Annotated in this window: 24 protein-coding genes; 12 read left to right on the plus strand and 12 right to left on the minus strand. The window is 47.7% G+C overall.

Annotated elements, in window-relative coordinates; translation table 11 throughout:
• Positions 1 to 59: 59 nt before the first annotated feature.
• The 7 genes from ACWQXP_RS19470 to ACWQXP_RS19500 all read right to left on the minus strand — a co-directional run bounded on the left by ACWQXP_RS19470 (position 60) and on the right by ACWQXP_RS19500 (position 6,836).
• Complete coding sequence (locus ACWQXP_RS19470) at positions 60 to 947, minus strand: CsgG/HfaB family protein (RefSeq protein WP_454064505.1); 888 nt, start codon at positions 945 to 947, stop codon at positions 60 to 62.
• 20 nt (positions 948 to 967) lie between these two features.
• Positions 968 to 1,390, minus strand: a complete 423-nt coding sequence (locus ACWQXP_RS19475; protein ID WP_454064506.1) for a curli assembly protein CsgF — start codon at positions 1,388 to 1,390, stop codon at positions 968 to 970.
• A 73-nt stretch (positions 1,391 to 1,463) separates the two neighbouring features.
• On the minus strand, positions 1,464 to 1,916 hold the full coding sequence (locus ACWQXP_RS19480) for a CsgE family curli-type amyloid fiber assembly protein (RefSeq protein ID WP_454064507.1): 453 nt from the start codon (positions 1,914 to 1,916) through the stop codon (positions 1,464 to 1,466).
• A gap of 6 nt (positions 1,917 to 1,922) precedes the next feature.
• Positions 1,923 to 2,309 (minus strand): hypothetical protein, encoded by a 387-nt coding sequence (locus ACWQXP_RS19485; RefSeq protein WP_454064508.1) that lies wholly within the window; start codon positions 2,307 to 2,309, stop codon positions 1,923 to 1,925.
• A 26-nt stretch (positions 2,310 to 2,335) separates the two neighbouring features.
• Positions 2,336 to 3,496, minus strand: coding sequence for a hypothetical protein (locus ACWQXP_RS19490; protein ID WP_454064509.1), 1,161 nt, complete (start codon positions 3,494 to 3,496; stop codon positions 2,336 to 2,338).
• Between the two features lie 99 nt (positions 3,497 to 3,595).
• A complete protein-coding gene (locus ACWQXP_RS19495; protein ID WP_454064510.1) occupies positions 3,596 to 4,477 on the minus strand; it encodes a hypothetical protein in 882 nt (293 codons plus the stop codon).
• Positions 4,478 to 4,985: 508 nt separating this feature from the next.
• The gene (locus ACWQXP_RS19500) at positions 4,986 to 6,836 is read right to left on the minus strand and encodes a caspase family protein (RefSeq protein ID WP_454064511.1); all 1,851 of its coding nucleotides are present in this window, start codon (positions 6,834 to 6,836) and stop codon (positions 4,986 to 4,988) included.
• Between the two features lie 154 nt (positions 6,837 to 6,990).
• Here ACWQXP_RS19500 and ACWQXP_RS19505 point away from each other — a divergent pair, with 154 nt between their 5' ends.
• Positions 6,991 to 7,752 carry a hypothetical protein gene (locus ACWQXP_RS19505; protein WP_454064512.1) on the plus strand — a complete coding sequence of 254 codons (762 nt, stop codon included), beginning with the start codon at positions 6,991 to 6,993 and terminating at the stop codon, positions 7,750 to 7,752.
• The gene (locus ACWQXP_RS19510) at positions 7,749 to 8,453 is read left to right on the plus strand and encodes a hypothetical protein (protein ID WP_454064513.1); all 705 of its coding nucleotides are present in this window, start codon (positions 7,749 to 7,751) and stop codon (positions 8,451 to 8,453) included. Before ACWQXP_RS19505 ends, ACWQXP_RS19510 begins: the two co-directional genes overlap by 4 nt.
• A gap of 25 nt (positions 8,454 to 8,478) precedes the next feature.
• On the opposite strand, the gene ACWQXP_RS19515 is transcribed toward ACWQXP_RS19510, so the two are convergent.
• From ACWQXP_RS19515 to ACWQXP_RS19525, 3 genes are all read right to left on the minus strand, one after another.
• Positions 8,479 to 8,976 carry a YajQ family cyclic di-GMP-binding protein gene (locus ACWQXP_RS19515; protein ID WP_454064514.1) on the minus strand — a complete coding sequence of 166 codons (498 nt, stop codon included), beginning with the start codon at positions 8,974 to 8,976 and terminating at the stop codon, positions 8,479 to 8,481.
• A 216-nt stretch (positions 8,977 to 9,192) separates the two neighbouring features.
• Positions 9,193 to 11,142 (minus strand): carbon starvation CstA family protein, encoded by a 1,950-nt coding sequence (locus ACWQXP_RS19520; protein ID WP_454064515.1) that lies wholly within the window; start codon positions 11,140 to 11,142, stop codon positions 9,193 to 9,195.
• An 87-nt stretch (positions 11,143 to 11,229) separates the two neighbouring features.
• Positions 11,230 to 11,655, minus strand: coding sequence for a PGPGW domain-containing protein (locus ACWQXP_RS19525; protein WP_454064516.1), 426 nt, complete (start codon positions 11,653 to 11,655; stop codon positions 11,230 to 11,232).
• On the opposite strand from ACWQXP_RS19525, the gene ACWQXP_RS19530 reads away from it, so the two are divergent.
• Complete coding sequence (locus ACWQXP_RS19530) at positions 11,622 to 12,287, plus strand: EVE domain-containing protein (protein ID WP_454064517.1); 666 nt, start codon at positions 11,622 to 11,624, stop codon at positions 12,285 to 12,287. The genes ACWQXP_RS19525 and ACWQXP_RS19530 overlap by 34 nt on opposite strands.
• A gap of 56 nt (positions 12,288 to 12,343) precedes the next feature.
• On the opposite strand, the gene ACWQXP_RS19535 is transcribed toward ACWQXP_RS19530, so the two are convergent.
• Positions 12,344 to 12,631, minus strand: coding sequence for a YciI family protein (locus ACWQXP_RS19535; protein WP_454064518.1), 288 nt, complete (start codon positions 12,629 to 12,631; stop codon positions 12,344 to 12,346).
• Between the two features lie 293 nt (positions 12,632 to 12,924).
• A complete protein-coding gene (locus ACWQXP_RS19540; RefSeq protein WP_454064519.1) occupies positions 12,925 to 13,341 on the minus strand; it encodes a DUF2203 domain-containing protein in 417 nt (138 codons plus the stop codon).
• 570 nt (positions 13,342 to 13,911) lie between these two features.
• Between ACWQXP_RS19540 and rho the strand changes: the two genes are divergently transcribed.
• The 9 genes from rho (at position 13,912) to hisH (ending at position 22,312) form a co-directional block, all read left to right on the plus strand.
• Entirely contained in the window at positions 13,912 to 15,162 is a 1,251-nt protein-coding gene (gene rho, locus ACWQXP_RS19545; RefSeq protein ID WP_454064520.1) for a transcription termination factor Rho, read from the plus strand.
• A gap of 213 nt (positions 15,163 to 15,375) precedes the next feature.
• A complete protein-coding gene (gene rpmE, locus ACWQXP_RS19550; RefSeq protein ID WP_454064521.1) occupies positions 15,376 to 15,600 on the plus strand; it encodes a 50S ribosomal protein L31 in 225 nt (74 codons plus the stop codon).
• Positions 15,601 to 15,686: 86 nt separating this feature from the next.
• The gene (prfA, locus tag ACWQXP_RS19555; protein WP_454064522.1) at positions 15,687 to 16,766 is read left to right on the plus strand and encodes a peptide chain release factor 1; all 1,080 of its coding nucleotides are present in this window, start codon (positions 15,687 to 15,689) and stop codon (positions 16,764 to 16,766) included.
• A gap of 101 nt (positions 16,767 to 16,867) precedes the next feature.
• A complete protein-coding gene (prmC, locus tag ACWQXP_RS19560) occupies positions 16,868 to 17,731 on the plus strand; it encodes a peptide chain release factor N(5)-glutamine methyltransferase (protein WP_454064523.1) in 864 nt (287 codons plus the stop codon).
• A gap of 18 nt (positions 17,732 to 17,749) precedes the next feature.
• Positions 17,750 to 19,006, plus strand: a complete 1,257-nt coding sequence (gene murA, locus ACWQXP_RS19565; RefSeq protein ID WP_454064524.1) for a UDP-N-acetylglucosamine 1-carboxyvinyltransferase — start codon at positions 17,750 to 17,752, stop codon at positions 19,004 to 19,006.
• Entirely contained in the window at positions 19,006 to 19,641 is a 636-nt protein-coding gene (hisG, locus tag ACWQXP_RS19570) for an ATP phosphoribosyltransferase (protein WP_454064746.1), read from the plus strand. The genes murA and hisG overlap by 1 nt, the downstream gene beginning before the upstream one ends.
• Before the next feature lie 123 nt (positions 19,642 to 19,764).
• Entirely contained in the window at positions 19,765 to 21,048 is a 1,284-nt protein-coding gene (hisD, locus tag ACWQXP_RS19575; protein WP_454064525.1) for a histidinol dehydrogenase, read from the plus strand.
• On the plus strand, positions 21,045 to 21,647 hold the full coding sequence (gene hisB, locus ACWQXP_RS19580) for an imidazoleglycerol-phosphate dehydratase HisB (protein WP_454064526.1): 603 nt from the start codon (positions 21,045 to 21,047) through the stop codon (positions 21,645 to 21,647). Before hisD ends, hisB begins: the two co-directional genes overlap by 4 nt.
• A gap of 44 nt (positions 21,648 to 21,691) precedes the next feature.
• Complete coding sequence (gene hisH / locus ACWQXP_RS19585; protein ID WP_454064527.1) at positions 21,692 to 22,312, plus strand: imidazole glycerol phosphate synthase subunit HisH; 621 nt, start codon at positions 21,692 to 21,694, stop codon at positions 22,310 to 22,312.
• Positions 22,313 to 22,379 lie beyond the last annotated feature (67 nt).

Here is a 22,379-nt window from a genome sequence, read left to right on the forward strand (position 1 = left end):
GTCATATTGAGGATTATTTATTCGTCGTGTTTCTCCTCAAATTCTTCGTCAAGCGTACGTTATCCGTTATCAAGGTCCGAATCGATCTGTTCATGCTTCTCATCCAAATACGAAGCGAGGATTGGAGCTCCGGCTTCCGGGTCTTTGAAGGTCCAAATTTGATCTTTGATACCTTCCAGGATCAACCCGTAGACCGCGAGTTCAATGGCTTCCCGTACCGCCATTTGCGGGGCTTCATTGCTGGCAATGCCAGCTTCGATTTCCAATAATCGTAGTGGATCGACGAAGCGAAATAGCCCGCCTTCCAACTTTGCAGAAAGAATTGTTTTCCTTGTCTGAAGGGTATTGAGAATCGTGCCACGTTTGACAGAAACCGCTCGTAGATCCACGGTCACGGTATCACGGCGAAACTCGGTAAACCCTCCGGCTCCAAAATATCTGGCTCCCATCCCTCCACTTAAGAGATTAGATTCATAGGCCACAATACCGCCATCGAGAAGAATGGGCGCATAGAGTAAGGGTGGAAGTGGGGGGAGTTGCTCTCCGCCATTGACATACTGTTTGCGGGTTTGGCGAATGATCTTTCGTTCATTGAGAAGATTGGAGAGTCCTTCCCGTTCCAGCACCGTAAACCATTTCCCGTTACCAGCATCCATCAGGGCTTTGATTAAGAGAGAAGTCGCCCCTTGTGTCACGGCTGTGGAGTATTGAAGCACGGCGTCACTGGACTTATATTGCCCGGTATGATCACGAAATTTATAAACCACCACGACAATCGGTTCTGTCGGTGGTGGAAGGGAGGCCAATTGCTGAAAGACTTGAGACTCATATCCCACTTCAGCTTTTCCGCTGGTTAGTGGTTGGAATAACGTTGAACAGGCCTGTAATAAAAAGCTGCTGGCGATGATGAGAAAAAAGGCACTTCCAGAATAATGATAGCGTCTCATGAGAACGGTTCTCCTCATTATTAAAAAAATGGGACTTGGATGTTCGTGGCATCTCCTGTGAGAGTGTCGACGATTCCAATCGTTACGCCATCCAAGTCTTCCGATATTTGGACTTCAAAGTTTCCTGTATTAAACGATCCTGCCGATAAATCGCTTTCTTCACCAAAGACTTCTGCGACAACTTCTCGAGAGAGACGATTCAAGATGGCTCGATCTAACCGAGACTGAAAATCTTCTAAGGTACTTGTGTCATTGGTTTCGGTATTTTCAAAATCGTTTTGTAACACGGCAGAATTCAAGAGGGGCTGAGCATTAAATGGGTTGCCGCCAAAATTAGGATTGGTAAATTGATGCCGAAGTTCAGAGGCGTTGATTGGGGTACTGATCCAGGCTAAGCCAGCCAATTGAAGGGTAATCACCGTGAGTATCATCTTGTTCAACATAGTATTTGTCTCCTTGTTCTATCCTGCTCCGTCGCTGTTGTGTTTGTACTGTGTCCTACGGCGTATTTGGCCACTAATACATTTCAAGTTCCTGTTGAACGCGCTCTTGATCAGTCAAGGTTTGACGGAGGTTCGTAATTGCCATGCTGACGGCTTCTTCCAGGTCCCCTAATCGAGGGGGCAAGAGACGTCGAAAGACGATTTTTTCTCCGATTTGGACTGAAATGATGCTGCCAAAACGCGGATCGGCTAATTCACTAATGACAATATTTTGAGTCGTCGATGAAAGGTTCGTCCATTGTGCCGTAAATGCCTCGTAAAAATTTCGACCAACCACGGTTCGAGTTTCATCAACAATTAATCCGGATATTCCTAAAAATGAATCTTCGGATTCTTCCGAAGAGACTTGTGTCGACCCAAGGGTGGCTTGCGGAGTCACGAGATATATGCCGCACAGCATCAGAGCGAAAATCCACAATAGATGTTGTATGAGTAAGTTTTGCCGATGATTGATAAATCGAACCATGAGGGGTTATCTCCTTGAGCCTCGTTGAATAATCGTCGCTTTATTGCCAGCACCCCGTTGGCGAATGCGACTCGTATTCTCATCTCCTCGTTGAATCGAAGTGGCCTTGTTGTCTGTGCCGTCTTGCTGGAGATCCGAATCGTTGCGGTCTCCGTGTTGTTCTAATCTCAAGTCTAGGTGTTCGCCTCGCTGCCTAATGGTTTTTTTATTATGAACACCGTTCTGAATAATAGTTTGGCGATTGGAATACATCTGTTGATCCTTATCTGTTGAGTCGAGAGAGAAGTGTGTTCCCCCTGCCGGAACCGAATACAAGAAGAGCCAAAGTCCTAGGCCGAGCGCCCACCCCGCAGGGTAGGCGCTCCATTTCCAGTTCTGTCTATTGCTGATCATCGTATGAAGCCTTTGTTCATGGATGATTAAGGATTGTATTGTGCGACGTTTCCGTTTCCAGCTTGCATAACGGTTACCGCGTCGTATTCATGGCCAACCATGTTCACAAACGCCAGATTTCCGTCGCCGGATTGATCGACGTGCGCCACATTGTCCATACTTTCATTTTGAAGAATGGTGGCAGAATTGTAATTCCCGCTTTGATTCACTGTGGCTTCATTGTATTGTGCGTAGTCGCTCTGGAAAATTTCGGCTGAATTATCATTGCCACTTTGATCAACAGACGCATAGTTGTCTGCGGAATCATAATTCTGTTCGATGGTTGCAGAGTTGTAATCGCCACTTTGATCGATCGTGGCGTGGTTGTAGAATGAGTGATAGTCTTGAGATACCGTCGCAGAGTTGCCATCGCCGCTTTGATCAATCATGGCATAGTTCCCCTCAGACTCTTCCCGCTGAATGACGGTGGCATCATTGGAGTTTCCACTTTGGTCGACCTCGGCGACATTGTAGAGACTGCCGTCTTGGTCAATGGAAGCGATATTGTAGTCTCCGCTTTGATCCACGGTGGCGTCATTGTATCCTGCCCCATAACTTTGTGAAACTTCGGCTGAGTTCTCGTCGCCGCTTTGATTCACGGTGGCAGTGTTGCCTTGTGAGCTATCGTTTTGCGAAATCCAGGTGTTATTGTAATCGCCGCTTTGATCGACCGACGCGTGATTGTATTCTGAGTCCCAACTTTGAGAAACCCCTGCTGAGTTTCCATCACCACTTTGATCGATCGTGGCATAATTGGCCACAGAACTGTCGTTTTGAGAAACCCAGGCAGTATTGTAATCGCCGCCTTGATTCACAGTGGCCTCATTGTATACGGAGTACCAGCTTTGAGATAGATCAGCCGAATTCCCATCGCCACTTTGATCAATCGTCGCCACATTGTATGCTGACGAGTCGTTTTGAGTAATGGTCGCATAATTATAGTCGCCAGCCTGATTGATGTAGGCTTCTAAGCGTATACCGTCTGGATCTGGAGCCTGGACAATTGTCGCAGTATTGTCGTCTCCATCTTGAATCATTTCCGCCACGTTATTGGGTACCGATGCCCATGCCCCTGTGGTCAGCAACGCGAAGAGAACGGCGGTGCTGATCCCGGCGAATGGTGTATATCTGTTGAATGTGCGTGACATAAAACCCTCCTTGATGAATGTAAATGAATTGATGAAATCACATGGGAATGAAATTTCCCGTCCTGCGCGCCGGACGAGCCGCACCCTTTCCCTGGAGTGCTACGGACTCATGGCTACCGTCCCGGTGGAGTCTTGTGTGACAGTAATGGCAAGCCCTTGACCTTCTTGCGTGATGGAATAGGCTAGTCCATCACCAATCTGCGTGTGGGTAATTGAGTTGTCTTGACCGAATTGTTCGGCTTCTGCGGTATTGTTATTCCCAATCTGTGTTTGCGATATCGTATTTCCATAGCCGTGCTGTCGGGCAGAAGCTTCGTTCCCGCTCCCCTCTTGTTCTTGCTTGATCTGATTGTCGTCGCCCAATTGAGAGGCGGCGAGGATATTGGCATATCCTTCTTGATGTTGGGTCATTGTGTTGTATGCACCATCTTGGTGGGCTGACGCCACATGGGCCGTGCCGAATTGTTCAACGGTGATGTGGCCTTCATGTGATAACGGGCCTTGTCGAATATCAACTTCGTGCGCATCACCGTCTTGATTCAGGCTGAGCCGATTCGCTCCACCCTCCTGAGAGAGTGTGGCAACATGTCCTTCGCCAATTTGTGAAATATCGGTCATGTGATGAAGCCCACGTTGAAGGACTGTTGCATGGTGCGCGTCGCCGACTTGTTCGATTGTGGTGTGATTCTCACGTCCGTATTGAGAAAGAGAGGTCTGGAGTTGGTTGCCCTCGTGAGTGATGCTCCCTCTCTGTGAGTCACCGGATTGGGTGAACAGGGCGTCATTAGTGGCACCTAATACGCTAGTACAGAGACAAAGAGTGAACAGCAGACACAAGGGCAACTTGGTCATCCCAATCATTTTGAAATACATGAGGGGACGATGTCGTGCAGAGTTGCTGTTGGATTGATGCCCGAAGATGTTAAAGAGAAATATATGTCTATGATCAAATTCTTTTTGAAGAAATGTGTGTTGTGTCATGTCAGAACTCCTTGTATGAATGAAGTATGTCAATGAAATTCTAATAAAGCAGAATTAATGCCAGGCACGAACTGCATGTGAGAATACATAAAAACTAACTGAAATATGAGGGTTTTTACAGGAGATTTGCTTGTAAGAGAATTGATAGTGAGAGGGAAAGACAAGGCCCAACTAAAACTCAAAAACGATTCAACACGATACGTTCAGTATCTTTTTAGATAAATTTCGTCTTTCCTGTATTGAAAGGAGAACGGATGTTGAACTGACTGAAAGAATGTGATGATGTGCGAATGACGATATGTTTTGATATAGCGGCCTACGAGATTGGAAAAGAGTGGAAACGATATGAGTCGTACAATGCGGATGACAACCGTTTGTCATGTATGGAGAATAAAATGCCCGTCCATCGACTCAACCATTCAAGTGCTTTTGTGTCTGCACTGATTCTTGTAAGGTCAAATGTGAGTGTGATTCGTGAAGTGTGTCGATGTGTCGTGTCTCGATAAAATTATTGAGCCAGCGGAGTGTTGAGGTGGGGCAAGGCTTGAGATTCGGTGTAAATTACTTCTGCTATACTTTCTAAATTCTTAAGAAACTCTCCAAGCGTAACCGTGCCGTCTTGATTGTGATCTGCTTTCCCTCGCAATCCGGCCAGCAGCTGAGTTGGTTCTTGTTTAATTTTCTCTTCCGCAAGTCGTCGAATTTGAATGATCAGGGGTCGGGATGAATCCATAGAGGAAATGGACGCACGCCAATTGGGTGGGGTTGCCCCGTTCAATCCGACGGCGGTTCCTGTGTCATCTAAATATTGAGCAACGGGCGTATCCAAGAATAAGAGCGAAAGCTTGACCTTGAGTTTGCCTAGGACACGTTGAAGGCTTCGTAGTGAGATTAGGTGTTTTTTTGAAGCGGTGAGTGAGCCTTCATACGGAACGAGGTACACCTCTCCCTTCTCCGGATCGACTAGAGCATGACCAGCGAAATAGAAGAAGAAGATGGTATCGGAAGTCAGCTGATGCTTTGCCCAGGTGAATAAGGTTTCTTCTATGTCGGTGCGAGTGGCATGGCTTCCATTTAGAACCTTGATGCGATCTTCGGTGAAAGATCCTGTTTCGCCAAGAACGCCGGCCAGACGTTGTATCTGTTGTGCTGAAACCTGGTTGGCCTGTGGCCATGGATCTCGATACTCATTGAGTCCAACCACAAGAGCGTAATTGGAAATCTCTTCTGGCGTGGTCTCTGGGGGATTCTTGCTGTTTCCGTCCTCAGGAGATGGGAGCATGCTTTTTTGTGGCGTCTGTTGAAATGAAGAGGTCCCGGGTTGAATCGCGGCAAGAATAGTATGCGCGCCGGGCGGAATGCCATGGGACAATGAAATCGATACTTCCAGCTCCCCCTTTTCTTGTTCAACGGTCGCGGGCATGCGGCCGCGTACTTCTGTCGTTTTACTTTCTCCGGCCTGTAGTGGGCCAATCGATATAGGTAATGTCGTGACTGTTGAAAATGCATTGACTATGGCTTGACTCCCACGTAATTCGACATAGGCGGATGGCAATGGTGTTGAACTGACATTCGTCGTTTCAATTTGAAGAATCACGTTCTCTCCACCCTCGAGGACTAAGTTATCGTTCGCATCCTGGAGCTTGGTCCTGAATGAAAGAGAAGGGTGTTGTTTGGATATTGGTTGTGAGGGAACCTGTGCGGTGTTGCTTCCTCCTCCCGCGACAGGTGCCTGTGGAGATTGACCATAGAGACGAGGAAGCACGTTGGCCATTTCTTTCGCTAAGGTTGCAGCGGCGTCTTCTACCACGGCATCAAACTGTCCGGTTACGCATGACTGTGTTTGGCTGGTGAGTGCTGGAGTCCACATGTTGACTTTATCTTTGTAGTCAAGCGGGGTTTGAGCTAAGGCCTTGCCCTGGGAGTCTTGATAGACGGCTTGGAGCTGGAGCCCAACATTGGCATGATACCGATCTTCTTCGCCTGAACGGCCGACTGGTTCAAAATTCATCTGAACAAACTTTAGGTCAATGGTGATTTCGTTTAGCGAGTTGGTGGAGCCAGCTGAGACTGTGGGCTGAGTGCCAACCGATGCAAAATGTTCTTGTCCCACCTTGAGAAAGGTTTTAGTAATGATTTCGCCGGATTTGATCGTATGGGGCAAGCCGCAGGCATCAACGACTTGGGTATGTTGGACCAGCGAGGGATCAAATCGATAGATAACGGATATGGGGAGCTTGGACTCGGGTTTTTCATCGAACGACAGGCGAGGGATGGAGATCTTATCGCATGCGGTGAGCGATCCCACGAATAAGACCCAGAAAAACATATGCAACCATTTCTGCGTTGGACTCGACATACTGGTAACCTACCCTATGACCTCGGGAGATGCAATATACTCTTGGGTCGAAGAGTGAACTTTCTTGACGTCATTCGATGTGGAGATGGACAATATTCAATATTCTCAAATTGATTATCGTTGCCTGTTCGATCATCCACAAGAAAGGAGCACCATGCACGCTATTCTCATTATGAGCCTTGCGGTAACTTCCCTGATCGTAAGTAGTTGTATGACGCAGTCTTTACCCGAACGGCTTCCAGTCTATTTCGGTGTCGACAATAAACGATGGTCAAATTTTCCAACAGATTCTATCCCTGCCGGTCGTTTAAAAGCCGGTCTCTTGGCCGTGAATGATACGACGGCACCACAGTCAGCTCCTGCACTTTCTGATGGCGAGTTTGACAGGTTTACTCATCGTTTAAAAGCGAATCTTGACGAACAGTTTCCCCTCACCGTTGTGAGCGTGATTGACTCTGATCACCTCACGCAGGGGGAGAATGTTTCCCAGTTTGTTCGTCTTGCCCAACAGGAAAGGTTGGACTATCTCCTTTTTGCCGTGCTTTCGAGTACTGAAAAAGAGGTCTCCGATCGTTTCCCGTTACAGGGCACTCTACAGGGTTCAGGAGCTCGGGGAGGGCTTCTTGTTGGCGTTCGCGCTGAAAACTACGCGCTTGTTGAGTTGGCTTTAATCGATGGCACGACCGGCCTACCCGTTGTTCATGCGAATGGTTCTGCTTGGTCAGTCCTTGAACGTCTCAACGTGCCGCTTGAATCTAATGTCTACCCTGTGGTTCGTCGTGATGTGACCCAACCGCCAATCTATCCGACAGAAGAGACCGCGTATGACTCACTTCGTGCCGTTTCGGCCCATGATGCGATGAAGCAAGCACTGATGCATTTTCAAGAGGCGTGGAGGAAGCAGCCGTCGTCATGAGACATTATCAAAAACAACTTGGTCTTGGAGTCATTATTGGTGTTCTTGTGATAAGTATATGTGGGTGTGTTTCGACTCTAAGGCCGCGAATGCCAGCGGTTCTTGGGCTGTCTGTAGACAGAATGGCCCTGAGCTCGAAACCGGTAGGTCTCTGGTCAAAAGATCGGATATTTGGGCTAGCCATCCATTCTGATGCCACTGGTCGAGAGGCGGCTCCCCCTATTTCGTTGCCTCTGCTATCCAAGCTTTCACAGAGAATACAGGTTTATCTTGGACAACATTGTGGTGTTTCTGAAGTGAAACGTATTCCAAGAGATGGAATCCAAGAAGGGGACGAGTTTTCAGCTCTTCTCAACGCGGCCAAGCCACATCATATCGATGCATTGATTGTTGCGTTATTTTCAAGCACGGAATCGACACATGTGGGCACCTTCGGAGAAAGCCGGATGATGACGCAAATGCCGGGAACGACGACATTCAATGTGGCCTTGGTCGAACTTGGGGTCATTGATGTCGCACAAGAACTCGTCACCTTTCAAGTGGAAAAGACCGCCACCGAACGGATGGATCGCCTGAAGGTTCCCATAGGCCAGGGTCAGGGAACGCTTGAGGAGGCGCTGGATCTTCTTCGCGCGAATAGCGCACAACAGGCCTTAGATGACGCACTTCAAGACTTCACGAGCGGATGTCTCTCGGACTGATCGCTCAAGAAGGTAACGAAAAAGCTTAGCGATAATTTTCAAATGTGAGTTCAATTTCAAAGTCTTCCTGTCTAAGAAAGCTCATCACCGTTTGGAGTTCGTCTTTACTCTTGCTTTGAACGCGAATTTGGTCTCCTTGGATTTGTGCTTGAGCTTTTAACTTTTGTTCTTTAATGGCTTTCGTAATAATTTTCGCCTTATCCTCAGGAATTCCGCTCTGAATCCCAACCTTTTGGCGGACGGTACTTCCTAAGGCATCCTCCATTTTGCCAAATGCGAGACCTTTTAAAGAAATATTTCTTTTAATACATTTGCCTTTCAAAATATCAATGACCGCATTGAGCTTGTATTCGTCATCGGAGACAATTTCCAGTTCTCGCTCTTTCTCTTTCAGGGTCAACTCTGTTTTTGATCCTTTGAAATCAAATCGCTGGCTGATTTCTTTGTCTGTTTGGTCAACCGCGTTCTTCATTTCCTGCATGTCAATTTTTGAGACGATATCAAATGAGTATTGATTAGCCATACCGTTCCTTTCTGTGAATGCTCAATGACGCCTACCAGTGGCATTTTCCTGAATAGTTGCTCGTTGCTCGTATTTCGAGGGAAAAGTGTTTCTGTTTTTTACGAGATACGCTTCACGCTTGCGCGCCGGGCCTACTTCGCCGAAGTGGCTACGAAGGCTGAAAGCGCAACAGCGCGCAGGCACGCGATACGTTATACGTTCTTTTCCTCACATGGTCTAACAGCAGCGTCCCGCTGGCAGCTGAATACCTTCGCCCTCCGTCACTTCACTGTTCGTGTACGGCCGTTTTAAAATGAGGTACCCATACCACTTCATAACGCTATCGATGAGGACGACGATTGCCAACGTCGCAACAACTCCCACGAGAGTGGTGTTTACCCACATGGTGAAGACCTGTGTGCTTGGGCCAGTCAATGCTCGCTGGAGGAAAAGGTGGAACAGCTCGTAACATCCGGCCAAGGTAATGATTCCCACAAAGATCATTGGCATGACGGTGACCCAAAGATACTGAGCTTTGTTCATCTTGATTAAGACGGTCGTGGCGATGCACAGAGCTAACATCCCCAGCAACTGATTGGCCGCTCCGAACATGGGCCAAATAGTCGAGATGGATCCAGTGCCGATTAAATACCCCCAAGCTCCGACGACAAGTCCGCTACATCCAATGACTCCAGGCCACCAGTTAATCTGCTTGAGCGGTTCGTAGGCATGTCCTCCAAGTTCCTGCACAAGGTATCGTGCGACTCTGGTCCCTGCATCAATCGTGGTTAAGATAAAGAGAGCTTCAAACAAAAGAGCAAATTGATACCAGTAAGCCATGAGCCCGGACATGCCTGGAAGGGCTGAAAAAATCGAAGCCATCCCGACGGCAAGCGATACGGCACCACCAGGCCTGCCAGAAACATCCACCTCGACCATGTGAGAAAGCTCATGAATCTTTGAGACAGGAAATCCCATAGATGCGAGCGTTTCGATGGAAAGATGAGTATTGATGACAAAGTAATCTCCTGGGATAAGGAGGCAAGCTGCGATGAGCGCGATGACCCCCACAAAACTTTCCAGTAACATCGCGCCGTATCCTACGATGGCCTGAGATTCTTGGCTGATGAGCTTCGGGGTTGTGCCGGAAGATACTAAGGAATGGAACCCGGAAATGGCACCGCAGGCAATCGTGATGAACAAGAACGGAAACAGCGTACCTGGGATGATCGGACCATTTCCATGAATAAATTCAGTGGTGCGTGGCATTTCAATGACCGGCGCGAGCACGATGACACCGGCACCGAGCAGGGCGATAACCCCCAGTTTCATAAACGTTGAAAGGTAATCACGAGGCACTAAGAGCATCCAGACAGGAAGCACCGAGGCGAAAAAGCCATACATAGCCAAGCCCCAAACGAGGGTATTTCGGTCAAGAAGGAACCAGTCAGCCCAATCAGACAGGGCCACAGCTCTTCCAGCAATGATGGCTATTGTCAGTAAGCCAACGCCGATCAGCGACATTTCTCCGATTCGGCCTGGACGAACTTTCTGCAAGTACATACCCATGACGAAGGCAATCGGAATTGTCATCGTAATGGTAAAGACTCCCCAAGCATTCTCATATAACGCATTGACAACAGCAAGTCCCAATCCAGCTAGCGCCACGATGACGATAAAGAGTACGGCAATGGCTGTTGCCATTCCGGTAACCGATCCTATTTCGGCATGAGCAATTTCTGGAAGCGAACGGCCGTTTCGGCGCATGGAGGCGACGAGAATGACAAAGTCTTGTACGGCTCCGGCCAGTACTGCACCAACGACAATCCAAAGAAAGCCTGGAATGTACCCAAATTGGGCCGCTAGCACAGGCCCAAGAAGTGGCCCGGCTCCTGCAATTGCAGCAAAGTGATGACCAAAGAGAATATATTTATTGGCTGGATAGAAGTTGGTGCCGTCTTCAAGACGATGGGCAGGCGTGCGTCGTTGGTTGTCAAGGTTCATGACCCGTTGAGCCAAAAACCGTCCATAGAATCGGTAGGCCAATACATAAAAACACGAAGCGGCCACGACTAACCACAGACCATTAACTTTTTCTGATGGGTTGACGAAGCCGACCACATGTCCGAATGCGATCGCACAAAGGATCGCAAGGCTCATCCAGCCGAATGTCTGGAGCGTACGCATCGAAGGATATCCTAGCAATGGATTCGCAGGGAGTAAATTGTTGGGACTGGCATGGGTGATTGTGCGCCGTGTTCGGATTCCACGGATTCAGTCAAATGTAAACGGTGGCTTGTCGACCTTTTTCCGGAGCGCATTGATGGTCTTCAAAATGGTTGGATGTTGAACGAGTTTTTTCTCCAGTCGATGTTTGCCCGGGAAATCGATAAAGAGAATGCCGAGAAGCATCGTGAGTAGCCCTTGTCCTGGTAAGACCAACATGGCAATTCCCGCAAGAAGAAAAATCATCCCGATAATATTTTTGACGAAGAGGCCGAGAATTCGTACCACAGGATGATGATTCGCAAACCAGGGTTTGTGGTGATGGTTTTGGAAATAATCAGGAGGCATCCGAATGAGGATCGCTGGGATAGCGAGAAGAGTGCCGATAAAGGCAATAACCGAAAATGCAAAAAGACCTACCCAGGCTTCCTTCGATATCCATGATTCGGCGAATTGTACGAGTTGATCAATCATTAGTCGATGCTGAGTTGGATGAGCTGGTGGAATATCCTTACCATATCGGGCTGATCATCTTGATCGTATTCACGGCTATGGACATCCTATACCTCGCCAGGTACATTGATGCGTTCAGGGCAAATACTTCAAATCCGCATCGCACGAAAACTCCAAGTCTCATGTCTCAATATTGGTTATTAAAATCCGAACCACGGACCTTTTCTGTCGATGACCTCGCCTCATCCCCACGTCAAACGACTTGCTGGGAAGGTGTACGAAACTACCAAGCTCGAAACTTTTTATGTGCGATGAAACGCGGTGAACAGGCGTTGTTCTACCACAGTAATGCCGATCCTCCTGCCATTGCGGGTCTCGTTGAAATTGTCAAAGAGTCGTATCCAGATCATTATGCGTTTGATTCGAAGAGCCGGTATTATGATGCGAAAAGCACACCAGATGCATCCAGGTGGTTTATGGTTGATGTCAAGTTTGTGAAGAAATTTTCTTCCGAGCTCCCGCTTTCTTTCTTGAGGGACGTTCCTGAATTGCGTCAAATGGAACTTCTTCGAAAAGGCTCTCGGTTATCGGTGCAACCGGTACGCGCCCTTGAATGGAAGGCTATTCTGCGACTTGCCGGAAACACATTGTAAGGCAAACCGGAGTGACGAGTAATTGTTGAGTTGCGGCTGTTCACAATACGTACAGGCTATGTATCAGGTGATGATTCAGGAAGTACTTGTGTGAACGGATGAACCTCCACATGCTGAAAGACGCCGTGGATGGTGTACGGGTCTTCTTGAGCAAAGGCTTCGGCTTCTGCTAGAGAGTCAGCATCGATGACCATGAGGCTACCTGATTGGTCGGCAAAAGGGCCGGCGAGAATCAGGCGTCCTTGCTTGTCTAATGTTTTGAGTCGCTGTAAATGGGAAGGCCGATAAATAGGGCGCTTCGTTGGTCCTTCAGGCCCATCATGGCCAATAATGGCAAATTTCATAAGCGAGTGTTTTCTTGAAGGTGGTGCCTATAGCGAATCCAAAGAATTTTCGGTTCAGGTATCCCAGTAGCTCAGCGTGGGCACTACTTCAAACATCGGGAGGTTATACCCGCTTGAATTTACTGATAATGATTGACGTGTTATCTCACGTATTGGATTTCAACATTTTGGCGCTTTACCGTTTCGGTATAACTGAATCAGCTATAGGGAAATTCATCAAGCGAATGTCGACTGAATGTGGTCTTGATCTCGTAGATATGCAGGGATGCCAATCTTGTGTATGGTCAATATTATCAACTCGTGCTCTCTGGTAAGACCTGACGACCGGAATAGCCGCTACTGATTTCGTGCCACCACGTGATTCTATCCTCTCCGAGTTTCCAGCACAGATACACGATTTTTCCATCAAGAAGGTAAGGAAAGTCACATAATCCTAAGTCGACGTCTTTGACAATGATTCCTAACTCATGAATGGTGTGTAGGCTTTCATTAATGTCTTTGAGTGCTTGAATATATTTGGGGCCGGCGATACTGCCTCCGCCTAGGTGAGCGTTGGCGCTGGCTTTTTTAATTTCGTCCCGAGTCTGAACAAGAACGGTTTTCCCTTGTTTAATCAGCGCCCAGAGCTGTTCGAGCTGAGGGATAAGTTCATTGGCCTCATCGAGTGTGAAAATTCGTTCGTTTTCTTGTGGATCTTCTTGATTGTGCATGATGAAAAACGGGTATGAGTCTGTGTTGAGCTTTATCCTTCATTTATCACAACCTGTATCCGGGCGCAATCACGCCTCCGATCTTTATCGCTGCATTCTTTTTGCAGGCCTGGTGGAATCGTTCAGAGGTTTGCTTGTAACTGCTTGTATCTTCTTTGTTTTTATCATTACCTTTATTTTGATTTAAGTTTAAGCAAAAATTTACCGACAAAGACTATTGACATTATGATCATCCGTAAGATACAAAATTGAATACACCTTCCCGACTCTTTGGAAATCATTTCTGCCTGCGTAGCTACCCGGATCTACCAACGTTCATTCAAAGCTCTGGGCTGAAAAACAAGTTCTTAGTCAGGATTCAGATAGTGGCCTCTCAGTTTCTCTAATTAGTCTTCCAATACACCTAGACATACGTAACCAGAAGAATTGATCCCAACACGTGTCCTTCTTTCTGTTGTATTGTCCACACTATGACATAGCGTTTTTATTCTTTTTATTAATGTCACCTTAAGCTCATGGGATAGTCTGAATGATGAATGTCCAGAAACTTGACCCTTAATGGAGAATATTATGCACTTGGCTGAACTGAAGCAGAAATCAATTGGTGAACTCAATGATCTTGCCCGTGAACTGAAAATAGATGGGGCGCCGAATCTTCGAAAGCAAGAGCTAATATTCTCCATCCTTCAGGGGCAAACAGAGAAAAACGGAGTGATTTTTGGGGAAGGTGTCCTTGAGACCCTTTCTGATGGTTTCGGGTTTCTTCGTGCTCCGGACTCAAACTATTTGCCTGGTCCTGATGATATTTATATCTCGCCATCTCAAATTCGTCGATTTAATTTACGAACAGGCGATATCGTCTCAGGCCAGATTCGACCTCCGAAGGAGGGCGAGCGGTATTTTGCCCTCCTGAAAGTCGAGAAGATTAATTATGACGATCCTGAAGTTCAACGAGACAAAATTCTGTTTGATAACTTAACTCCACTCTACCCAGAAGAACGGATTAACCTTGAATTTGATCAGGAAGAGTACTGTACACGAGTGTTGGAGCTGACAACGCCCATTGGAAAAGGACAGCGCGGTCTGATTGTTGCCGCTCCACGAACCGGGAAAACCATGCTTCTTCAGGCAATGGCCCGGGCGATCTTGAGTAATCATTCAGAAATTACGCTCATTGTGTTGTTGATTGATGAACGTCCTGAGGAAGTTACCGATTGGCAGCGGCAAGTGAAATCCGCTGAAGTGATTAGCTCAACCTTTGATGAACCGGCTCAGCGTCATGCTCAAGTTGCCGAAATTGTGATGGAAAAAGCTAAAAGACTTGTCGAGCATAAACGTGATGTCGTGATTCTTCTCGATAGCATTACACGGCTGGCTCGGGCATACAATACAATTGCTCCTCCCAGCGGTAAGGTGCTGTCCGGTGGATTAGATTCGAATGCGCTTCAACGTCCAAAGCGGTTTTTTGGAGCAGCAAGAAACATTGAGCACGGTGGGAGTCTGACCATTTTAGCCACCTCGTTGGTCGATACGGGAAGCCGTATGGATGATGTCATTTTCGAAGAGTTCAAGGGAACCGGAAATATGGAAGTCCACCTTGATCGTCGTCTTGCAGATAAACGGTTGTTCCCGGCCATTGATATTAATCAATCTGGTACGCGAAAAGAAGAACTCTTGGTTGATCGAGATCGTCTCAATAAGATGTGGATTCTTCGGAAAGTGCTGAGTCCCTTGGGGACCATGGAGGCGATGGAGTTTTTGATGGATAAAATCGGAGGCACCAAAAACAATCAAGAGTTCTTGCAGTCGATGAATCGGTAAGACGTTTTAGAGAGTTTTTCCTGGGTATTGAATCCAAACCCGTAACTCTTGCATACTAGTACACCTATAATGGCAACGCTGTATGCCAAAGCCCTTATCCGGCAAATGAGCCATAATCAAAGGGTAATTAAACCTGGAATTATCGTGTACTAGAGCAATTCTATATACGTGCCAAACGGGAAAACACAACATCAGATTAATTCGGAGGGCACCATGAAAAAAGATATTCATCCGACGTATGAAATGGCGACAGTGAGTTGTGCGTGTGGAATGAAGTTTGAGACACGCACGACGGTTGGAGATTTGAAAGTTGACATCTGCTCAAGTTGTCACCCATTTTTTACCGGCACACAGAAAATTGTAGATGCTGAAGGGCGTGTGGAACGGTTTAAGAAAAAGTATGCAAAGAATCCAAAGGCTTCCAAAACAAAGTCTTAATTAATTTCTCAAGACGAGACTGACATCAGCTGAACTCAGTGTAGTGTAAGGGCAAACGTTTTGGTGTCTCTAGAAATACTCCTCCCATGGCAGAACAAGGAAAACTGGACACGTCCGAAGGGTCGTTCTTAACAAAGTGGGAAACGATTGCCAATCGATATGAAACGCTCAATGATCAATTTGCTGACCCCGCCATTCTGAGCCAACCGTCGCTGCTTGTTTCTCTCAATAAAGAACGGTCTGAAATTGAGGAAACCGCTCATTTATATCTCTCCTACCAATCAGTTCTTACAGAAATCACCAATACACAGCGAATGCTTGAAGACGTTGGTCAGGATGTTGAGCTCCGTACGCTCGCTGAAGAGGAATTAACGGCGCTTCAGGCGCGTCGTGAGGACATGGAGCAACAGGCTCAAGAGTTGATGCGTCCTCGTGATGCGGGAGCCGACAAAAATACATTTATCGAAATTCGTGCAGGAGCCGGTGGGAGTGAGGCCGCGTTATTTGCTGGGGAACTGCTTAGGATGTATGTGAAATTTTCTGAGGCCAAAGGTTTGCACGCTGAATTGGTGGAGGCACATGAAACCGGAATTGGTGGATACAAAGATGCCTCGCTCTTAGTGGAAGGGAAAGGCGCTTATGGGTTCTTTAAGCATGAAAGTGGTGTCCATCGAGTGCAGCGAGTGCCGACAACTGAGGCAAATGGTCGTATTCACACGTCGACAGCGACGGTAGCAGTGATGCCTGAAGTTGAGGAAGTGGATGTCCACATTGACCCCAAAGACTTACGGATTGACACGTATTGTTCGTCTGGAGCCGGAGGACAAAGCGTTAATACGACCTATTCCGCTATACGGATCACGCATATTCCCACTGGCGTAGTGGTGACCTGTCAGGATGAACGATCGCAGCTGAAAAATCGTAATAAGGCGATGCGAACTCTTCGCACGCGTATTGGCGATGCCGAACGTGAAAAACAGGATGCGTCCATTGCTGAAAACCGTCGTTCTCAGGTCGGGACAGGGGATCGTAGTGAGAAAATTCGAACATACAACTTTCCGCAAAATCGCGTCACTGATCATCGTATCGGCCTCTCTCTTCACAAGCTCGAACGTGTGCTTGAGGGAGACCTTGATGATCTTATTGACGCATTAAGCGTTCAGTAAGCATTACCGCACACTCGTGTGGTTGCTATCCCAAATCTTTAGACAATATTCGAACCCTCACTATCTTTAGAAGGCTGAACCTTTGTGTCATGAGTCGACTCATGTCGTATTCGCAATTATATCGAGAGGCGGTGCATAGGCTTTCTGCATGTGGCGTGACCAATTCCCTCAATGAAGCGGCATGGATTCTTGAGCAGACAATTGGTGTGACACGCTTGATGATTCATACATCACCGGATTGCCTTCTGACTAATGACGATCAACGTCGAGCGTGGAAAAGTATCGAGCGACGGTCAACTGGTGAACCGCTTCAATATATCTTGGGAACTCAAGAGTTTTGGGGGATGGAGTTTATGGTTTCAAACCATGTCCTGATTCCGCGGCCGGAGACGGAGTTGTTGGTTCAGGCGATGATGGTACGTCTCGAAGCCTTTTCTTGTCCAATCATTGTCGATGTCGGTACCGGTTCGGGTTGTCTGGCTATTGCGTTGAGCGCAGAGTGCCCTTATGCCATGATTGTGGCAGTAGATCGCTCTCTTCAAGCGCTACATATAGCCGTGCGCAATGCCGAATTTCATGGCCAAAATGGCCAGGTAAGATTTTGTGTTGGCGATCTCTTGGCCCCCTTGTCATCAGCTAGCTTCCTAGGTAAAGTGACGGCGATTGTAGCCAATCTCCCGTATATTAGCGAAACGGAGTTGGCCTCCCTCTCCCGTGATGTTCGTGATTTTGAACCGAAGCTTGCCTTAGATGGGGGTGCTGATGGTCTTGCCGTCTATCGGCGCTTGCTTCCTGAAGCCGAAAACATTTTAGCTCCCGATGGGCATCTCGTGGTCGAAGTCGGTCAAGGCCAAGCCAGTCGTCTCTGTGACGAAGCCTGTGCGGGGGGACGCTTTCGTGTCCATGAAATTATTCATGACTCGTTGGGAATTCAACGAGTCGTCTGTTTAGAGCGAACAGGGTAACGCCTTTCGTCAAAAGCTTTGGATCAAGTCGTTATTTCAGGTGGGCGCTGTTTAAAGGGAGAGGTGACGATTGGTGGCGCGAAAAATGCCGCTCTGCCAATCTTGGCTTCTACCTTATTAAGTGGTGGTGACTGTGTCGTCTCCAACCTTCCTCAAGTGAAGGATGTGTCGACGATGGTCAAGCTCCTTCACCTTCTTGGGGTTAGCTGCAAATCTGAAGGGTCCTGTGTGACTCTCAATGCAACGGATGTTCATGCTACCGAGGCTCCCTACGATTTAGTGAAAACCATGCGAGCCTCTGTCTTGGTCCTAGGGCCATTGCTCGCCAGGTTTGGCGAGGCGACAGTTTCGCTTCCAGGCGGGTGTGCAATTGGCACGAGGCCGGTCAATCTGCATTTGAAGGGGTTAGTGACCTTGGGTGCGGATGTCTATGTTGAGCATGGCTATATTCATGCTAAAGCGTCAAAGCTTAAGGGTGGACGGATTGAATTAGATTTTCCGACTGTCACGGGAACAGAAAACCTTTTGATGGCGGCCTGCCTCGCTGATGGAACCACGGTGCTCCATAATGCAGCCAAAGAACCAGAGATTGTTGATTTAGCTGATTTTCTCGTCAAGCGGGGCGCAAAAATTTTTGGTGCTGGCACCGATGCCATCACGATTGAAGGTGTCACAGGACTTCATGGTGCCGAGTATTCTGTCATTCCTGATCGGGTCGAAGCCGGGACGTATTTAATGGCTGGAGCTGTTACGCAAGGCGATGTGTTAGTCGATCAATGTATCCCAGGGCATTTAAGTGCGGTTCTCAGTAAACTGCAAGAAGCTGGGTGTGTTGTTCACGAAGAGCAACATGGAGTGCGATTGACGGCACCACAACAATTACGACCGCTAGAAATTAAAACGTTAGTCTATCCTGGATTTCCAACGGACTTACAAGCTCAGGTTATGGCGTTGATGTGTGTCTCAAGCGGAACAAGCGTCGTGTCTGAAACCGTATTTGAGGGACGGTTTTTGCATGTGCCGGAATTGCATCGAATGGGAGCCACGATTGAGGTTGATGGACACCATGCGGTCATTCAAGGCACGCCTGTTCTCACCGGTGCGCCAGTCATGGCTTCTGATCTCCGAGCCAGTGCCGGACTGATACTTGCTGGTTTAGCGGCTGAGGGTGAAACCACCGTCTCGCGCGTCTATCATTTAGATCGAGGATACGAGAGGTTTGAGCAGAAGCTGCAAGGGTTAGGTGCTAATGTGCAACGTGTGTCGGAGGGATGATGAGCGATATGGTTACCATTGCCCTTTCAAAGGGGACATTACTGACGCCCACCTTAGACCTCTTTCGTCAGGCTGGGTATAAGGGACATAATCGTAATATTGATGATCGTCGGTTAGTCTGGGATTGTCCGGAGGACGGTCATACCTTACTCATCGTCAGGCCGAGTGATGTGCCAACCTATGTGGAATATGGAGCTGCTGATGTTGGGGTGGTCGGAAAAGATGTGTTACTTGAGCAAAAGCCGGATGTGTATGAACCTCTTGATTTACGGATGGGGACCTGTAAGCTTGTTGTGGCCATGCCGAAAGGGAAGACCTTTCCCAATCGTTTATCGTCAAAGCTCCGTGTTGCGACTAAGTACCCCAATATTACGGAAAAGCATTTCAATCAATTGGGAATCCCAATTGAAATCATTAAACTCTATGGTTCCATTGAATTAGCGCCCCTTGTCGGATTGACCGAGCGCATTGTCGATCTCGTTTCAACTGGCCGGACTCTCAGGGCCCATAACCTTGTGGAAACTGAAGTCATCGCATGGTCATCTGCACGGGTGATTGTGAATCGGGCAAGTCTCAAAATGAAGCATGCGGCGATCACTGAACTGATTGAGCGACTCAAAAAAAGTCGACCATAGCGTATTTCACGATTCCACAGTCTCCTGCGGCAGATGATTGTTCTCTGTCATGTGGAGTGTTATGTGAGAGGTGATGACGATGCAAGAGGAAAGTGCTATAAAAAAAGGCTGTCTTAACGCAATATGAACATCATTTCACATCAAGACAAAAATTTTTCTCGGTTCTTAAATGGCGTCATTCACCGTTCGGCTCAGCAGAATGAACAGGTAGAAACGTCAGTCAAGAGTATTCTTCAAACCGTAAAAAAAAATGGAGATACGGCTATTGCCCAGTATGTGAAAAAGTTCGATCAATTGAATCTTCAGCCAAAGCAATTCCCTGTTACCCGAAAAGAAATTCACAAAGCCCATACTCTGATTGGAAAAGAGGAAGAACGTGCCCTTCGATTTGCGGCGAGTCGCATCCAAGAGTTTCATGAGTGTCAGCGGACCTCGACATGGACATATAACAAAGGTGGAGTGCGGCTTGGGCAGTTAGTCACCCCACTTGATGCCGTGGGGCTGTATGTCCCAGGTGGAAAAGCCCTCTACCCCTCTTCGGTGATGATGAATGCCATTCCTGCCAAAGTTGCCGGGGTTAAGCGAATAGTGATGTGTACGCCAACCTCTACTGGAGAGATTCATCCTTACTTGCTCGTGGCGGCCGAAATCGCCGGGGTCGATGAAATCTATCGAGTCGGTGGTGTGCAGGCGATCGGGGGGATGGCATTTGGAACCAAGACGATTCAACCTGTCGATAAAATTGTTGGACCCGGGAATCTCTATGTGGCCACGGCGAAGCGGCTCGTCTATGGACAGGTGGATATTGATATGGTGGCCGGTCCAAGTGAGTTATTGGTGATTGCTGATGGGACAAGTGATCCTGTCCATGTGGCTGCCGATCTCTTGTGTGAGGCTGAGCATGATGAAGAGGCGCGTGTCTATCTTGTCACCACATCCAAGAGGTTTGCTCAAAAGGTGGTGATGATGGTGGATCAGCAGCTTGCACAATTAGGTCGAAAAAAAATTGCGACAAAGTCCATTCGAAAATATGCTTTTGCGTTTGTGGTGCCAAGTCTAGCCAAAGCCTTTGCCCTGTCGAATCAAATTGCGCCGGAACATTTGGCGGTCAATCTTGATCGAGCAGAAGAGTATCTTCCGCATATTCGACATGCCGGGGCAATTTTCCTTGGCCGCTATACGCCTCCGGCCGTCGCAGACTATGTGGCCGGACCGAATCATGTTCTTCCGACAGGAGGGAGTGCACGATTTTTTTCAAGCTTGTCGTTAGATGATTATGTCAAGAAAAGCAATCTTGTTTCCTATTCCCGAAAAGAATTGAAGGCTGTTAACGAACACGTCGTGTGTCTATCCCGAATGGAAGGGCTCGATGCACATGGAAAATCTATGGAGAGTCGCTGGCTATGAGTAAAGCAAAGGATTTTCGAGGTGCGTCGATTGAACGTACGACTGCGGAAACATCTATTCAGGCTTCCTGGACTCTCGACGGCACGGGGACCAGCGATATTCAGACGACGATTCCGTTTCTTGATCATATGCTGACGTTGTTAGCCAAACACGGATTTTTCGACTTGACGGTCAAGGCTAAGGGGGATACGGATATTGATGATCATCATACGATTGAAGACATTGGGATTGTTCTCGGATCACTCCTCAACACAGCGCTTGGCAGAAAAGAAGGCATTGTGCGTTTCGGATGGGCGAGTGTCCCATTGGATGAGACCTTGGCTCAAGTCACGGTTGATCTGAGCGGGAGACCGTATTTGGTCTATAATGTTGATCTTCACTCGCAGATGATTAAAACGTTAGACCTGGGACTCTTTGAAGATTTCTTTCAAGCCTTCGTCAGCCAGGGTGGGCTGAATCTGCATATTAACCTTATGTATGGGCGAAACCCGCATCACAAGATGGAAGCGATTTTTAAAGCCTTCGCGAAAGCGTTGGCCCAAGCAATCAGTCGTGATCAACGAGTGGTCGGCGTTTTGTCAACGAAAGGGTCGTTATAATTCATGGACCCGGGTGTGCAAAATCGATCCAGTATGGTGTTACGATGATTGCAATTATTGACTATGGAATGGGGAATCTTCGTAGCGTCCAAAAGGCGTTCGAAGCGGTAGGACATCAGGCCGTCGTGACACGAGATTCGTCAAAAATTGCCGATGCAAGTCATGTCGTGCTTCCAGGAGTTGGGGCGTTTGGCGACTGTATGGATAACCTCATGCGTTATGAATTAGATGTTCCGCTTCGTCAAGCCATTTCCAGTGGTAAACCGTTTCTCGGTATTTGTTTGGGACTTCAATTGCTGTTTACAAAAAGTGAGGAATTTGGCCAGCACCAAGGGTTAGGCATTCTTCCAGGCGTTGTGAAACGATTTCCTGCTGACTCGTCATCGACTGCAGGATTAAAGATTCCCCATATGGGGTGGAATACGATTACCATACATCAATCTTCACCTTTGCTTGAACAGATTCCTGCGGAGAGTCATCTTTACTTTGTGCATTCTTATTATGTCGAACCTGAAGATCAGCAGGTCACGTGCACGACCACGGAATATGGATTTCCCTTCGTATCGAGTGTGTGGAAGGACAATATTTTTGCCGCACAATTTCACCCGGAAAAGAGCCAAACGATCGGCCTGCAACTCTTTCGTAACTTTGGGAATTGGCAATAATGGGGGTATTCTCTTTACAGTTTCATGAGCAGAGATATGCAATGTCTCCGGGGTGGATGGTTCTCTT

The sequence above is a fragment of the Candidatus Nitrospira salsa genome, from assembly GCF_965152625.1.